We start from the raw sequence: 14,583 nt of genomic DNA on the forward strand, positions 1-14,583 counted from the left end.
CTCAGGGAGGCAAATATGATAGAAGTAAGCAATCTTACAAAAAAATATGGTGACCATATTGCCGTAGATCATCTCTCTTTCCGTGTGGAAAAGGGACAGATTTACGGCTTTCTTGGTCCAAACGGAGCAGGTAAATCCACGACCATGAACATCATCACGGGTTATCTGGCAGCCACGGAGGGTACTGTGACCATCGATGGCAAAGATGTCCAAAAAGATCCGGAGGAGGCAAAGCGTGCCATCGGTTATCTGCCGGAGCTTCCGCCACTGTATGTTGACATGACTGTCAGAGAATACCTGGATTTCGTGGCAGAACTGAAAAAAGTGGCGAAAAAAGAGCGGAAGCAGCAGATTGACGAGGTCATGGAAATGACACAGATCACCGATATGCAGCAGCGTCTGATCAGGAACCTGTCAAAAGGTTACAGGCAGAGAGTCGGACTGGCGCAGGCAATCCTCGGCTATCCGGAGGTCATTATTCTGGATGAGCCCACGGTAGGTCTTGATCCGAAACAGATCATCGAGATCCGAGATCTGATTCGCAAGCTGGGGGAGAATCATACCGTGATCCTCAGCTCCCATATTCTGTCGGAGGTCAGTGCGGTCTGCGACCATATTATGATCATAGCCCACGGTAAGCTGATAGCCAGTGATTCTCCGGAGAATCTGCAGAAGCTTATGAGTGGTTCCATGGAACTGGATCTGGAAGTAAAGGGAAGCATCGCTGCGGTGAAGAGTGCATTGCAGGAGATCTCACAGATCGACCGGATCGAAGAAAATACCGAGGCTCCCAAAGATATTGCAAAACTGAAAGTGATCTCCAAAGAGAATGCCGACATCAGAGAGCAGGTATTCTATGCACTGGCAGATGCAAAGCTGCCTATTTTAGAGATGACCCATGCGGAGAAGTCTCTGGAAGACATCTTCCTGGAACTGACTGAGGATGTGACACCCACACAGCCGGAGAAGCACAAATTATTCTCAAAAAGAAAAAAACCGGAAATGTCAGATGCTGCCGCACAGCAGACAGAAGCTTCGGAAGAGGAAGCACAGCCCGGAGAAGAAAAAAAAACTGTAACTACAAAGGAGGCGGAATCATATGCTAGCCATTTATAAGAGAGAATTGAAATCCTATTTCCGTTCCTTTATCGGATTTTTATTTATTGCAGTCACCCTATTTTTCCTGGGACTGTATTTTAGCGTTTATAACCTGATGAACGGATATCCTTATTTTGCGTATGTGGTATCCAGTGTTACCTTTTTATTCATGCTGACCGTGCCGATCCTGACCATGCGTATTCTGGCGGAGGAAAAGCGGAGCAAGACGGATCAGCTGATCCTGACGGCACCGGTGTCCGTAGGCGGCATCGTTATGGGAAAATTCCTGGCGCTGTTAACTATATTTGCCATTCCCGTAGTGATCATCTGCTTTTACCCGCTGATCATGGCGCAGTACGGCAGTGTTCCCATGGGAGAGGCCTATCTGTCGATCCTGGCATATTTCCTCTTCGGGATGACCGCCATTGCCATCGGTCTGTTCCTGTCTTCCGTGACAGAGAGCCAGGTCATCGCAGCAGTACTTACTTTTTTAGTATTGTTCCTTGGATATATGATGGATTCCATCTGCTCCATTATTTCCAGCACCGGCAATCTGTTGACAAAGCTGCTGCGTTGCTTTGACCTTTACACACCGTTTTCCAACCTGCTAAACGGCACGCTGGATGTATCTTCTATCGTATATTATGCATCCGTTACGGCACTGGTTCTGTTCCTGACAGTACAGTCCATTCAGAAACGCCGTTACAGCATGTCCGTGAAGAACTTAAGCTTCAGTGCCTACAGTACCGGTATGATCGCTGTAGCGGTAGCATTGGTAGTAGTCGTTAATATTATCATGGGCGAGATGCCTTCTAGCTGGACAGCAATCGACATGACCAGCCAGAAGCTCTATTCCCTGACAGATCAGACCGTTGACTATGTGAAAAATATGCAGGATGATGTGACAATCTATGTGTTGGTAAATCAGGACAATCAGGATACCACATTGGGGCAGACTTTGCAGAGATACGATGATCTGTCGGATCATATCACCGTGGAATATGTGGATCCCACCGTTAACCCGATGTTCTATACCCAGTACACCACCGGCAACATCAGCACGAACAGCCTGATCGTGGTCAGCGACAAGCGCAGCAAGGTCATTGATTACAACGATGTCTATGAGTCTTCCTATGATTTTGACTATTCGACGTACAGTTATAACACCACGACTACCGGTTATGATGGCGAAGGACAGATCACCAGTGCGCTGGATTATGTGTTAAATGATGATATGCCCAAGGTATATATGACAACAGGACATAATGAACTGAGTTTAAGTAACACTTTTACATCCGCACTGAACAAGGAAAATGTGGATTATGAGACCGTGAATCTGATGGATCTGGATGCTATCCCCGACGATGCGGCCTGTCTGTTCATCAACGGCGCCACCAGCGATTTTTCATCCGATGATAAGGATAAGGTGATCGACTATCTGAACAACGGTGGAAAAGTTATCCTGGTAACCGGTTATACCGATGAGGAGACACCCAATATAGATGCTATCTTAAGCTACATGAATCTGAGCATTGCCAAAGGACTGGTAGTGGAGAATGATTCCAACGGCTACTACAGAAGTCCTTATTATATCCTGCCGACACAGAGCTCTGACAGCTATACCTCCGGTACCTACGGAAAATATCTGTTCCTGCCGTATTCTCAGGGCATCATCGTCCCGGAGGAAGTAAGTACCGACGAGACAGCCACCGGTGATATTACCTATGATGTATTCCTGAGCACCTCCGACAGCTCTTTTGCAAAACAGGATGTCAACAATACACAGGATTTTTCACAGGGTGAAAATGATGTGAATGGTCCCTTCGCATTAGGTGTTGAGGCAGTAAAGACTTTGGATGATGGGGATGCGACACTGGTCGTGTACGGTTGCGAGCAGCTGTTCACGGATGATGCAAATTCTGTCGTCAGCGGTGCGAACCTGACCCTGTTCACCAATACATTCAGTGGAATGGCAGATCATGAGACCTCGGTATCTATTCCGGTAAAAAGTTATGAGGTCTCTAATCTGGTAGTGGATTCCGCACAGATTCTGCTGCTGGGGCTGCTGGTTACCGTGATACTGCCTGTCGGCTGTGTGATCGCCGGATTCGTGATCTGGTTCCGCAGACGGAAGAAATAATTGAAAGGCGTGAGATATAGATATGAAAAAGAAACAAAGACAGATGATCGGAATGCTGCTGGCACTGGTGGTTCTGGCGGCAGCATTCCTAGGCATCCGACAGTATAATAAAAATGCATCGTCCGCGACTTCCACCACCGAGGATACACAGGAGACGGTGCTGGATGTGAACTCCGATGATATTACCAGCTTTAGCTATGTATATGAGGGAGAGCCCTATGCCTTTGAAAAAGAGGATGATACATGGTACTATGCGGACGATCATTCCCTGAATCTGAACCAGGAGCGTATCAAGGCTATGATCCTGAAGGTGGCACCGTTAAAGGCAGATCAGGTGATTGAAAATGTGACGGATATGTCACAGTATGGACTGGCGAACCCGGAGCGTACCATTCAGTACGAGACTGCAGATCGCAGCGTGATCATTAATGTCGGTAATCTGAATTCCATGACCAGCCAGTATTACATTGCATTTCCTTCGGAAATGAAAGTGTATGTCGTGGCCACCAACGTGGTGACAGGCTTCAATTATACACTGGATGATCTGGTGGAGGAGACTACCGAAGAAACAGAAAGTACCGAAGCGACGGAGACTGCTGAAACAGAAACCACGGAAGCTGTGGAAACGGAAACTGCAGCGACGGAAGCAGATTAGGAATGCTCCCCACGAATGACAATGATGTCATTTAACCTTAATATCGTATCTTTTTGAGGCAGAATGGACAGATCTTCCCGCAGAATGAGGAAGATCGTGACCTGTTCTGCCTCTTCCATTTCCTCCACGGATTTGCCGGCGAAACGTTTATCTACGAATATCTCGGCGATCTCATGAATATCTGCTTCTTTAATATTAGAGAGACTGCTTTTGCGCTGGTACTGTTCCACAAAGCCGGCACTGATGATACCGGTGGGGATAGCCACGGCACCGACACCGAGATAGGCGATACAGATCGCCATGATCCGGCCAAGTGTGGTGATGGGATAGATGTCTCCGTAGCCTACGGTGAGCAGCGTTGACATGCTCCACCAGATACCGCTGAAGGCATTGCGGAATACTTCCGGCTGGGAATCATGCTCCACGCTGTACATGCACAGACTGCTGGCGAGCATCAGGATCAGTACGATGAACACGGAGGAAATGATCTGATTGCGTTTTTCATACAATACCGTAGTGATGACATTGAAGGAATCATACCGTGCATTCAGGCGGAACAAATGAAAGATCCTTGCCACCCGCAGCATCCGGAAGATGACCATACCGGACAGGAAGAAAAAGGGTAAAATTGTCAACAGGTCGATAATGCCGTCGAAGGAGATCAGAAACCGCAGCCGGGAGCGGAACTCGTTTTTATCAGGATATAGATAGTCCGCAGTCCAGATCCGCAGGATATATTCCACACAGAAGATCAGAATAGTGAGAACCTCGACCACATGAAATATCGGAAATAAAAAAGCAAGCTCATCAAAGGTTTGCAGAAAAGTCACCAGAATATTTGCACAGATAACGATAGCAATAAAAATATCAAAGAGCCGGCTCAGACGGTTACTTTTGTCGCCGATCTGGATGATGTTAAATACTTTTTTCTTCATGTTGAATCCTCATTGTTTTCCGGGGCAGCGCAAGGGAATGCTTGTGATTCCATCATACGGAGGTGGAAGAGGAAAGTCAAGAAATGCAGTGACAGAATCCGTCAACTTTCTTAAAAACAGTCATATATTATAGTAAATCCAAATACAATGAAAGGATACAAAAATATATGGCTAGATTTACAAATCAGGCACAGCTTCGCTATGGAAATGAGATTACAAACTCCAATATAGCAGTGGGTGAGATCACGGAGGTATTGTCTGCAACCAAGACAGCAGTGCGGGATACCTACGGGCAGAATGAAAATGTGACGTATGTGATCAGCATTGTGAACTCAGGCACTACAGCATTTAACGGAATTACAGTAACGGATAATCTGGGAGAGTATTTGTTTAATACCAGAGAACTGACACCTCTGACGTATATTCCGGGGACCGTAAAATACTATGCAAACGGAATTTTACAGGCAACACCGGCTGTAACGGCAGGCCCTCCTCTGACAATCACGGGAATTACCGTGCCTGCGGGAGGTAATGTGACACTTACCTATGAGGCTGAGGTGAACTCTTATGCACCGCTGGCAGCAGAGGCTTCCATTACGAATACGGCGACGATTGCCGGGGCAGGGGTCACTCCTGTTACTGTGAACGAGACAGTAAATGCGGTAAGCGGACCGCTTCTTACGATCACAAAGTCCGTCAGTCCCGTACCCGTGACAGAGAATGGAACATTGACGTATACGTTCCTGATACAGAATCTGGGGAATACGGCAGCAGATGCAGCTACCGGTGTCGTGATCACAGATACCTTTAATCCCGTATTGGAGAATCTGACTGTGAATTTTAATGGAACTGCATGGGCAGAGGGAACAAACTATACGTATGATACGACTACCGGATTATTTACCGGAACTGCAGGAGGTATTACCGTACCCGCAGCGACTTACACCCAGGATCCCGTTACAGGAGCGTGGGGGATCAACCCCGGCGTCAGCACGCTGGTGATCTCCGGAACCGTATAAGGGCTGTCGCGCTCCTAAGGCTGGCGCCATGCAACCCATTCGCAGTCACTGCGTGACTTGCTCATGGACGGCTGTCGCCGTATAAATCTAAAATAAAAAGTCACTGGAAGTACATAAATGTCCTTCCGGTGACTTTTTATTTTATCCTTGCATGGCTTGTAGCTTAGCCAAAGTATCTCTTTAACAGACCCTCAAATGCCTTGCCATGTCTTGCCTCATCACGAGCCATCTCATGAACGGTGTCATGGATAGCATCCAGGTTCAGAGCCTTGGCTCTCTTAGCCAGATCAAACTTACCTGCGGTTGCACCGTTCTCGGCATCTACTCTCATCTCCAGATTCTTCTTGGTGGAATCGGTTACGACTTCACCTAACAGCTCAGCGAATTTTGCAGCGTGCTCAGCTTCTTCGTAAGCAGCCTTCTCCCAGTACAGACCGATCTCGGGATAACCTTCTCTGTGAGCTACTCTTGCCATTGCCAGATACATACCAACCTCAGAGCATTCGCCCTGGAAGTTCGCACGCAGATCTGCAATGATATCCTCGGGAGCACCCTTCGCTACACCTACTACATGCTCAGCAGCCCAGGTCTTACCTTCCTCCTGCTTGGTGAACTTGGAAGCGGGAGCGTGACAGATGGGGCACTCTGCGGGAGCCGCATCTCCTTCATAAACATAACCACATACCTGACATACATACTTTGCCATAATTTTTTCTCCTTTTCTCAAATGAAATGTTTTGTTTTTAGTTTTCTCTTTTTGCGTGTGCTTTATCAGCACAAATATATTATGGAACGAAGTCTGTTTTCATTCAGAAAACTAGGACTTCGTAGCAACCCTGGTGCAGGCGGGACAAGTGCCATAGAAATAAGTGATATGTCCCCGGATCCGGCCGTCAAATCTCTCTCCGGCTGTCTCCATGATGGAATCAATACTATCCATGTCCAGATCAATGACGCTTCCGCATTCCGTACACACAAAATGATAATGTTCGGAAGTATCGGCATCAAAATGGTCAACACCGTCACCGACCCGGAGTCGTAAGATTTCTCCCATGTCTGACAAAAGTGTCAAATTACGGTAGACGGTACCGAGACTTAAGTTCGGATCCTGCTGCTTCAGATTAGAATAGATCACATCAGCGGTAGGGTGATCCTTGCGTCCCATGAGAAAGGATTTGATCATTTCCCGTTGTCTGCTTCGTTTCAGTGCCATGATAAGCCCCTTTCTCAATAATAGTAATGATTACTGTTTCTTATAAGCTTATTATACATGATGCGAGAATAATGTCAACAGAAAAATGAAAAAATTTTGTTTATATTTTTTTAATGATATTCTTGCTTCCTTTATACACAGAAGTTGGGAATCATGCTATAATGAGCGAAAGCAAAGTATAAAACATAAATTAACATGCGCAAACTTGTGTTACACCGTGTACAGAAGTACATGGCACTAAAGTCACGGAAAGTTTGCAGTTTGCTGAAAGGCAAGAGTAATATGAAATTTAAAACCAGACTTCGTGTAACATTTATAAGTATTATATTACTTCCGCTGTTGCTGACGATCATGGCGTTTGTGATGATTGCCATTTACCTGATGAATTACTCTCAGGGTCTCAGCCTGACGGATATTGATTATTCCATGATGTCGGAGAATTTCAGGGAATTCACCAATACCACGGATCAGGCGTATTATGTGCTGCTGGACCAGGTGAAGGAAGACAGCAGCAGGCTGGAAGATAAAGAATATCTGGATCATATTAATGAGGAGGTATCGCGGAAGTCTACTTACATTATTGTAAGAAAAGGTGATAAGATGTATTATGCCGGCAATAAAGATGCCGCACAGAAGATTTTTGAAAAACTGCCTGCCTACGGTGAAGAGAATCTGTCGGATGACAGCGGATATTTCTACAATGAACTGGAGAAGTATGTAAAACAGATTGATTTCACTTTCCGGGATGGAACACCGGGCAGCGTATTTATCGTCACGAAGGTCAATTCGCTGATCTCGAGACATCTGCTGATCGATATGTTCGTGGCTATCATAGTGATCCTGATCTTCACCAGCCTGATGCTGACCCAGTGGATCCACAAGGGCGTATTTGAACCCATCAATGAATTGAACGTGGCAATGCGCAAGATCAAGGAAGGCAACTTTGATTATGTTCTGGAGACAGATGCCAAGGGGGAGATCGGTGATCTCTACCGCAATTACGAGGATATGCGTCTGCGGCTGAAGGAATCCACAGAAGAGAACATTCAGCATGAGAAGCAGAACAAAGAGCTGGTCAGCAATATTTCCCATGATCTGAAGACCCCTATCACAGCCATTAAGGGTTATGTGGAAGGAATCATGGACGGCGTGGCAGACACGCCGGAGAAGATGGACAAATACATCAAGACCATCTACAATAAAGCCATTGATATGGATCGTCTGATCAACGAGCTGACCACTTATTCCGGAATTGATAATAACCGGATCCCGTACAATTTCCACCGGATCAACGTGGCGGATTATTTCGGTGACTGTGTGGAAGAAGTCGGACTGGATCTGGAGCAGCGGGGTATCAAGCTGAACTATTCGAATCTGGTATCTCCTGACACAGTTGTCATCGCGGATCCGGAGCAGATGAAGAAGGTCATCAATAATATTATCAGTAACAGCGTAAAATATATGGACAAGCCTGACGGGCATATTGATATCCGTATTCTTGACGAAGTGGATTCCATCCGGGTAGAGATCGAGGACAACGGCAAGGGAATCGCACAGAAGGATCTGCAGAAGATCTTCGAGAGGTTCTACCGCACGGATGCTTCGCGCAATTCCGCCCAGGGCGGCAGTGGCATCGGATTATCCATTGTTAAAAAAATTGTTGAGGATCATGGCGGTTATGTATGGGCGACAGCCAAAGAAGGGGAAGGAACCTGTATGCATTTTGTATTGAGAAAATATATTGAGCTGCAGCCGGGTGGAACCAAGTAATGAATAAGGGAATGAAACAGAAATGGCATGATAATCGATAATACAAGGACATTCTGTAAATGGAGGATAAATAATGAGTAAGATTTTAATTATTGAAGATGAAGTAGCAATTGCAGATCTTGAGAAGGATTATCTGGAGCTCAGTGATTTCAAGGTCGATATCTGCAATACCGGCGATGAGGGACTGAAGACCGCACTGGCAGGCGATTATGATCTGATCATTCTGGACCTGATGCTGCCCGGCATGGACGGCTTCGAAGTATGTAAGAAGATCCGCGAGGAGAAAAATATTCCCATTCTCATGGTATCTGCGAAGAAGGACGACATTGATAAGATCCGCGGCTTAGGGCTGGGTGCGGATGACTATATGACCAAACCTTTCAGCCCCAGTGAACTGGTAGCCCGTGTGAAGGCGCACATGGCCCGTTATGAGAGACTGGTGGGAACTAACCAGAAGCAGCAGAATGATATCGTGGAGATCCGTGGTATCCGTATTGATAAGACTGCAAGACGTGTCTATGTGGACGGTGTGGAGAAGACGTTTACGACCAAGGAATTCGATCTGCTGACGTTCCTGGCGGAGCATCCGAACCATGTATTTACCAAAGAAGAATTGTTCCGTGAGATCTGGGATATGGATTCTATCGGTGATATTGCCACCGTCACAGTGCATATCAAGAAGATCCGTGAGAAGATCGAAAAAGATACTGCAAAGCCTCAGTATATCGAGACCATCTGGGGTGTGGGCTACCGATTTAAAGTATAAAAGAAGAAAAATAAGATCAGAAGAGAACTCCTATGATGGATACAGCAACAAACTGTCTCCAATAGGAGTTTTTTATCTAAAAGTGTGTTATAATCATAGCATTGCGGATTGCACCCGTGAAATTTGATTAGCGATTCCACTGATGAGATAAAGCATCGGCGGAATGGAGTGTGTTATGAACAGTAAAAAAATAATACAGTTGTCTACGACACAGAAGATCATGCTTAGCTTTCTGTGTGCCATATTAGTGGGTAGCTTCCTACTGGCATTACCCATCAGTTCAGCTACCGGAGAAGCGGTTCCTTATATAGATGCTTTATTTACGGCTACCACATCCATATGTGTGACCGGTCTGGTGACGGTTCCCACATATTCCACCTGGAGCGTCTGGGGACAGATCGTGATCCTGTTTCTGATCCAGTTGGGAGGTCTGGGAGTCATTACGGTCATGTACGGTGTGATGATGGGACTGCACAGACGACTGGGACTGGGTAACCGGTGGATGCTGCAGGATGTATTTAATCTGAATAATATCTCCGGAATCGTGAAATTCCTCCGCAAGGTTCTCATAGGTACTCTGGTGGTGGAGGGATGCGGAGCTCTTTTGTACATGACAGTATTTGTGCCGGGATACGGACTCAGAGGCATATGGATTTCGATTTTTAATGCCGTATCTGCCTTCTGCAACGCCGGAATGGATATTATGGCGGAAGACAGTCTGTGCGGCTATGTATTTCAGCCCATGGTCAATCTGGTCACGATGCTGTTGATCATATTGGGAGGTTTGGGCTATATCGTCTGGTGGGATGTACTGCGGGTTTTGAAAAATATCCGGAGCCAGAAGCTGAAATGTTTCCGACTGCTGACACTGCACAGTAAAATAGCACTCACGGTGACAGGAATACTTATTGTAGTGGGAGCGGCGGCATTTTATATTTTTGAATACAATAATCCTCTGACGATGCAGGATTACACGGTGCCGCAACGGATCTGGGCATCCCTGTTCCAGGCAGTAACTACGCGAACCGCAGGTTTTGCCACAATTCCACAAGAGGATCTGACCAATACCTCTGCGATCATTTCGGTGCTTTTGATGCTGATCGGCGGCTCTCCGGTGGGAACCGCAGGAGGAATGAAGACAGTTACGATCGCAGTGCTGCTGGTATCTATGTTTGCCACTATAGGTAATAAGGAGGATGCGGAGCTTTTTGGGAGAAATATTCCGAAGCAGGCGGTGAATAAATCGGTAGCGGTTGTAGGTATGTTTTTTATCATTGCGTCGTTGTCCACAATTCTTTTATCTGCAGTGACAGATGCGGATGTGATAGATATTGTGTATGAAACAGTGAGTGCCACAGCTACTGTGGGATTAAGCAGGAACCTGACTTCCATGCTGAATCTTTGGGGAAAACTGATTATTATCGTGACCATGTATCTGGGAAGAGTCGGCCCCATATCTCTGGTAGTGGCATTCAGCACGCAGAAAAAGAACAAAAATATTGTGAAGAACCCGACAGAAGAGATCAGCGTCGGATAAAGCAGATCGAAGCAACAGGAAGGAAGAGACTATGGGAATCAATCAGACCTATGCAGTATTTGGACTTGGAAGATATGGAAGAAGTGTGGCGAAGGAGTTGGCAGAGAACGGCGCAGAGGTGGTGGCGGTAGACAATAGAGAGGCAGTTGTCAATGCGGCAATCTCAGAGATTCCATACTGTAAATGTGCAGATGTTACAGATCCGGAAGCGTTGAGACAGATCGGTATTGCGAATATTGATGTGGTCATTGTGACCATGGCAAATCATCTGGAAGCCAGTGTTATGGCAACCATGCTGTGTAAAGAACTGGGCGTAAAGACCGTTATCGCCAAATGCGCCACTGAGATAAACTGCAAGATCCTTACGAAAGTAGGAGCAGACCGTGTAGTATTCCCCGAGAGTGAGTCAGGGATCCACCTGGCCAAAAATCTGTTAAGCTCCGGTTTCATGGACATTATCGAATTGTCCCAGGATGTGTCTATGGTGGAAATGGAAGTCAAACAGCAGTGGATCGGGAAGAACCTGATCGAGCTGAATCTGCGGAAAAAATATTCCATTAACGTGGTGGCGATCATCGAAGGAAAAAATGTAAATACCAATATCGATCCGGAAGAACCTCTGACACAGGATATGCGGCTGATCGTTATTGCCAACCGGGCAAAACTCAATAAACTGAAATAGAATAGCTGCGAGCTATAAAAAAGTGAAACTTCTGACGGTGCACTTGAGCACAAGACAGAATGTTTCACTCTTTTTTTTATACGGTGACAGCCATCTGGAAAGCTGTAAACAGGTGATCAGTTATCTGCCCGGAAAGTATTCTCGTTAAAGGCACCCTGTTGCTTAGCCACGATAGTGGTACATACGGCATCACCGGTGATATTGACAGCGGTACGCAGCATATCCAGGATACGGTCGATACCCATGATCAGTGCAATGCCTTCGGTAGGCAGTCCCACGGAGGTCAGTACCATGGACAGGGTGACCAGACCGACACTGGGGACACCGGCAGTGCCGATGGAAGCGATCGTCGCGGTGGCAATGACGGTAGCAATGGCAGCCGGGGTCAGAGGAATACCGTAAGCCTGTGCTATGAAAACAACTGCTACGCCCTGCATAATGGAAGTACCGTCCATGTTAATGGTGGCACCCAGAGGAATCGTAAAGGACGAAATCTGTTTGGAGACACCGATTTTTTTATACAGAGTGTCGATAGACAGAGGGATCGTCGCATTACTGGTGGAAGTGGAGAAGGCAAAGGTCATAACCGGGAAGAACTTTTTAATGAACTTAAAAGGATTCAAGCGGGTGAACACAAACAGCATGACCTGATATACCACGAAACACTGTACTGCCAGCGCCAGAATGACACTTCCCATATATTTCAGCATAGGCACAAAAGCGTCGAAGCCGATGCCTGCGAAGGTCTTCGCAATCAGGCAGAAGACACCGACAGGGGCAGCTTTCATGACTGCAATCGTCATTTCCATCATAATGTCATTGAACTGACTGAAAAAGTTCGCCACAGTGGAGACCCGGTTGCCCATGGCAGCCAGAAGAATGCCAACAAATAAAGCAAAGAAGATGATTGGCAGCATATCTCCGGCGGACAGAGAGGTAAAAATATTTTTCGGAATAATATTCAACAACGTCTCCGCAAAATCTACCTGGGTGGTTGCGACTTCGGTGGCATCCTCCGGCAACGCAATATTTAAACCGACGCCGGGATTGATCAGACTGGCAATACCCAGTGCCACGCAGATCGCCAAGGCAGTGGTGCACAGATAGAACAGGATCGTTTTCACACCCACAGTTCCCAACGTTTTCGTATCACCGATGGCCATTGCGCCGCAGACCAGGGAGCAGAATACCAGAGGGACCACCAGCATCTGCATCAGGCGGATAAAACCATTTCCCAGTACATAGAGAATACCGTTGATCAGAATCGTATCTCTGAAGTACCCTTCCGGCATATAATAATGGATCAGTACACCACATACCGCACCGGTTAACAGGGCAATAAAGATTTTGGTGGACAGACCGAGTTTTTTCTTTTCTTTTTTGTGTTTTTCCACTATTCCAGTCCTCCGGTTTCTTTCATGTAGGAAGCCAGTGTCTCTCTCCAGCCACTGGGTTCTTCGATGCCGGTGAGACGCAGCATCATATTATCCAGTACGGAATATTTCTCCGGGGTGCCGTCTTTTACTGTGACAGTAAGCCGGTCCTCTTTTCCGGCAAGACGCAGGATCTCTTTCGCAAATTCCAGGCGTGTGCAGGAACCGCCACTGCATACGGCGTGATAGATGCCGTAATGATCGTTGTCGATGAAGAATTTCACCACCCGGGCAAGCTCTGCGGCGGAGGTAGGTACCGCACGGTCGTTATTTAGCAGTTCCATAGTAGATACCTGGGAGTCCGCGGCAGCTTCCAGTACTTCATTCAAAAAGTCTTTGCCGATGCCGTAGATCCAGGAACTGCGGATAATGACATAGCGGGTCATCAGTTGGATGACGAATTTCTCTCCGGCATATTTGGATTTCGCAAACAAGCCCACAGGATTTACATCATCGAACTCATTATAGGGTGTGTCGGATGCGCTGGAAAATACATCATCCGTAGAGATCTGGATGAGTTTTGCCTGAATGCTTTCCGCAGACTGCGCCAGATTCCTTGCACCTACGGCATTGACCTTGTAAGCCATATCCGTCTCCGACTGCGCTGCACCGGCGGAAGGATGATATCCTGCACAGTTGATGACGACATCGGGACGATTCCGGTGCATGAACAGGGAAACTGCATGTTCATCCGTGATATCCAGCTCATCCTTGTCGGTCTCGTATAATTCATATTCCATCATGTCTAACAACCTGATCAACGCCTGCCCCATGTGACCGAGGGAACCGACGATCCATATTTTTTTCATTGTATACCTCCTTTATTTTATATAATGTTGGGTTTTGTAGAAATGATCAAGAAAATATCTGGGAACAGTATAGCATACGATACCGTGCGAAAGAAAGCACAAAAGAGAAGTGAGAATAATTTCCTTGGCATATATAGACTGACGATATATATTGTGTGTAGAAAGCCCATATAGAGAGGAGCGTATACATATGGCAATCGATAGGAATCTGGTACAGGGAAGTATGGCAATGATGATCCTGCGTCTATTGGAGACCAAGGACATGTATGGCTATGAGATGATTGAGGCACTGCGAGAGAGATCTAACAATGTCTTCGAACTAAAGGCCGGGACACTGTATCCTCTGCTGCACTCGCTGGAGAGCCGTGGAGATGTGGTGTCTTACGAGGACAATACTTCCGGCAAGACGAGAAAATACTACCAGCTGACTCCTGCAGGAAAAAAGCATGCGGAAGAAAAGAAGAAGGAATGGCAGGAATACCAGACTGCAGTTTCCGGAGTGTTGAGTCTTCAGAGAGGGTGCTGA

The 14,583-nt window shown here is 46.6% G+C and carries 14 protein-coding genes; 9 read left to right on the forward strand and 5 right to left on the reverse strand.

All coding sequences use genetic code 11. The features are described from left to right. Window positions 1-15 precede the first annotated feature (15 nt). From ACLTOH_RS06170 to ACLTOH_RS06180, 3 genes are read left to right on the forward strand one after another with little or no spacing between them, the layout of a single operon-like run. Window positions 16-1,116 carry an ABC transporter ATP-binding protein gene (locus ACLTOH_RS06170; RefSeq protein ID WP_412223635.1) on the forward strand — a complete coding sequence of 367 codons (1,101 nt, stop codon included), beginning with the start codon at window positions 16-18 and terminating at the stop codon, window positions 1,114-1,116. Beyond that, entirely contained in the window at window positions 1,100-3,238 is a 2,139-nt protein-coding gene (locus ACLTOH_RS06175; protein WP_412223636.1) for a Gldg family protein, read from the forward strand. Before ACLTOH_RS06170 ends, ACLTOH_RS06175 begins: the two co-directional genes overlap by 17 nt. A gap of 22 nt (window positions 3,239-3,260) precedes the next feature. Then, window positions 3,261-3,893 (forward strand): DUF4340 domain-containing protein, encoded by a 633-nt coding sequence (locus tag ACLTOH_RS06180; RefSeq protein WP_412223638.1) that lies wholly within the window; start codon window positions 3,261-3,263, stop codon window positions 3,891-3,893. On the opposite strand, the gene ACLTOH_RS06185 is transcribed toward ACLTOH_RS06180, so the two are convergent. Beyond that, entirely contained in the window at window positions 3,890-4,828 is a 939-nt protein-coding gene (locus ACLTOH_RS06185) for an ion transporter (protein WP_412223640.1), read from the reverse strand. The two genes, ACLTOH_RS06180 and ACLTOH_RS06185, sit on opposite strands and share 4 nt — an antisense overlap. Before the next feature lie 167 nt (window positions 4,829-4,995). On the opposite strand from ACLTOH_RS06185, the gene ACLTOH_RS06190 reads away from it, so the two are divergent. Then, entirely contained in the window at window positions 4,996-5,847 is an 852-nt protein-coding gene (locus ACLTOH_RS06190) for a DUF11 domain-containing protein (protein WP_022154064.1), read from the forward strand. A 163-nt stretch (window positions 5,848-6,010) separates the two neighbouring features. On the opposite strand, the gene ACLTOH_RS06195 is transcribed toward ACLTOH_RS06190, so the two are convergent. Together ACLTOH_RS06195 and ACLTOH_RS06200 are read right to left on the reverse strand one after the other, a co-directional pair. Further along, entirely contained in the window at window positions 6,011-6,553 is a 543-nt protein-coding gene (locus tag ACLTOH_RS06195) for an NADH peroxidase (protein WP_022154063.1), read from the reverse strand. A gap of 111 nt (window positions 6,554-6,664) precedes the next feature. Next, entirely contained in the window at window positions 6,665-7,060 is a 396-nt protein-coding gene (locus tag ACLTOH_RS06200; protein WP_118545923.1) for a transcriptional repressor, read from the reverse strand. A gap of 282 nt (window positions 7,061-7,342) precedes the next feature. Between ACLTOH_RS06200 and ACLTOH_RS06205 the strand changes: the two genes are divergently transcribed. The 4 genes from ACLTOH_RS06205 to ACLTOH_RS06220 all read left to right on the forward strand — a co-directional run bounded on the left by ACLTOH_RS06205 (window position 7,343) and on the right by ACLTOH_RS06220 (window position 11,815). After that, window positions 7,343-8,830: an ATP-binding protein gene (locus ACLTOH_RS06205; RefSeq protein ID WP_412223643.1), complete on the forward strand. Its 1,488-nt coding sequence runs from the start codon at window positions 7,343-7,345 to the stop codon at window positions 8,828-8,830. A gap of 73 nt (window positions 8,831-8,903) precedes the next feature. After that, window positions 8,904-9,596: a response regulator transcription factor gene (locus ACLTOH_RS06210; protein ID WP_022154060.1), complete on the forward strand. Its 693-nt coding sequence runs from the start codon at window positions 8,904-8,906 to the stop codon at window positions 9,594-9,596. 175 nt (window positions 9,597-9,771) lie between these two features. Further along, complete coding sequence (locus ACLTOH_RS06215; protein WP_118539038.1) at window positions 9,772-11,133, forward strand: TrkH family potassium uptake protein; 1,362 nt, start codon at window positions 9,772-9,774, stop codon at window positions 11,131-11,133. Between the two features lie 31 nt (window positions 11,134-11,164). Beyond that, window positions 11,165-11,815, forward strand: a complete 651-nt coding sequence (locus tag ACLTOH_RS06220; protein WP_022154058.1) for a potassium channel family protein — start codon at window positions 11,165-11,167, stop codon at window positions 11,813-11,815. A gap of 116 nt (window positions 11,816-11,931) precedes the next feature. On the opposite strand, the gene ACLTOH_RS06225 is transcribed toward ACLTOH_RS06220, so the two are convergent. Further along, window positions 11,932-13,209, reverse strand: a complete 1,278-nt coding sequence (locus ACLTOH_RS06225; RefSeq protein ID WP_227733285.1) for a dicarboxylate/amino acid:cation symporter — start codon at window positions 13,207-13,209, stop codon at window positions 11,932-11,934. Further along, window positions 13,209-14,057 (reverse strand): SDR family oxidoreductase, encoded by an 849-nt coding sequence (locus tag ACLTOH_RS06230; protein WP_227063762.1) that lies wholly within the window; start codon window positions 14,055-14,057, stop codon window positions 13,209-13,211. Before ACLTOH_RS06230 ends, ACLTOH_RS06225 begins: the two co-directional genes overlap by 1 nt. A gap of 190 nt (window positions 14,058-14,247) precedes the next feature. Here ACLTOH_RS06230 and ACLTOH_RS06235 point away from each other — a divergent pair, with 190 nt between their 5' ends. Beyond that, complete coding sequence (locus ACLTOH_RS06235) at window positions 14,248-14,583, forward strand: PadR family transcriptional regulator (protein ID WP_227063764.1); 336 nt, start codon at window positions 14,248-14,250, stop codon at window positions 14,581-14,583.

Origin of the sequence: Waltera sp. (genome assembly GCF_046969025.1) — a bacterium.
Classification (GTDB): domain Bacteria; phylum Bacillota; class Clostridia; order Lachnospirales; family Lachnospiraceae; genus Acetatifactor; species Acetatifactor acetigignens.

What these genes read in the sequence shown, in the direction of transcription:
- ACLTOH_RS06170 (WP_412223635.1), top strand. Translation starts at nt 16, where the DNA reads ATGATAGAAGTAAGCAATCTTACAAAAAAATATGGTGACCATATTGCC.
- ACLTOH_RS06175 (WP_412223636.1), top strand. Translation starts at nt 1,100, where the DNA reads ATGCTAGCCATTTATAAGAGAGAATTGAAATCCTATTTCCGTTCCTTT.
- ACLTOH_RS06180 (WP_412223638.1), top strand. Translation starts at nt 3,261, where the DNA reads ATGAAAAAGAAACAAAGACAGATGATCGGAATGCTGCTGGCACTGGTG.
- ACLTOH_RS06185 (WP_412223640.1), bottom strand. Translation starts at nt 4,828, where the DNA reads ATGAAGAAAAAAGTATTTAACATCATCCAGATCGGCGACAAAAGTAAC.
- ACLTOH_RS06190 (WP_022154064.1), top strand. Translation starts at nt 4,996, where the DNA reads ATGGCTAGATTTACAAATCAGGCACAGCTTCGCTATGGAAATGAGATT.
- ACLTOH_RS06195 (WP_022154063.1), bottom strand. Translation starts at nt 6,553, where the DNA reads ATGGCAAAGTATGTATGTCAGGTATGTGGTTATGTTTATGAAGGAGAT.
- ACLTOH_RS06200 (WP_118545923.1), bottom strand. Translation starts at nt 7,060, where the DNA reads ATGGCACTGAAACGAAGCAGACAACGGGAAATGATCAAATCCTTTCTC.
- ACLTOH_RS06205 (WP_412223643.1), top strand. Translation starts at nt 7,343, where the DNA reads ATGAAATTTAAAACCAGACTTCGTGTAACATTTATAAGTATTATATTA.
- ACLTOH_RS06210 (WP_022154060.1), top strand. Translation starts at nt 8,904, where the DNA reads ATGAGTAAGATTTTAATTATTGAAGATGAAGTAGCAATTGCAGATCTT.
- ACLTOH_RS06215 (WP_118539038.1), top strand. Translation starts at nt 9,772, where the DNA reads ATGAACAGTAAAAAAATAATACAGTTGTCTACGACACAGAAGATCATG.
- ACLTOH_RS06220 (WP_022154058.1), top strand. Translation starts at nt 11,165, where the DNA reads ATGGGAATCAATCAGACCTATGCAGTATTTGGACTTGGAAGATATGGA.
- ACLTOH_RS06230 (WP_227063762.1), bottom strand. Translation starts at nt 14,057, where the DNA reads ATGAAAAAAATATGGATCGTCGGTTCCCTCGGTCACATGGGGCAGGCG.
- ACLTOH_RS06235 (WP_227063764.1), top strand. Translation starts at nt 14,248, where the DNA reads ATGGCAATCGATAGGAATCTGGTACAGGGAAGTATGGCAATGATGATC.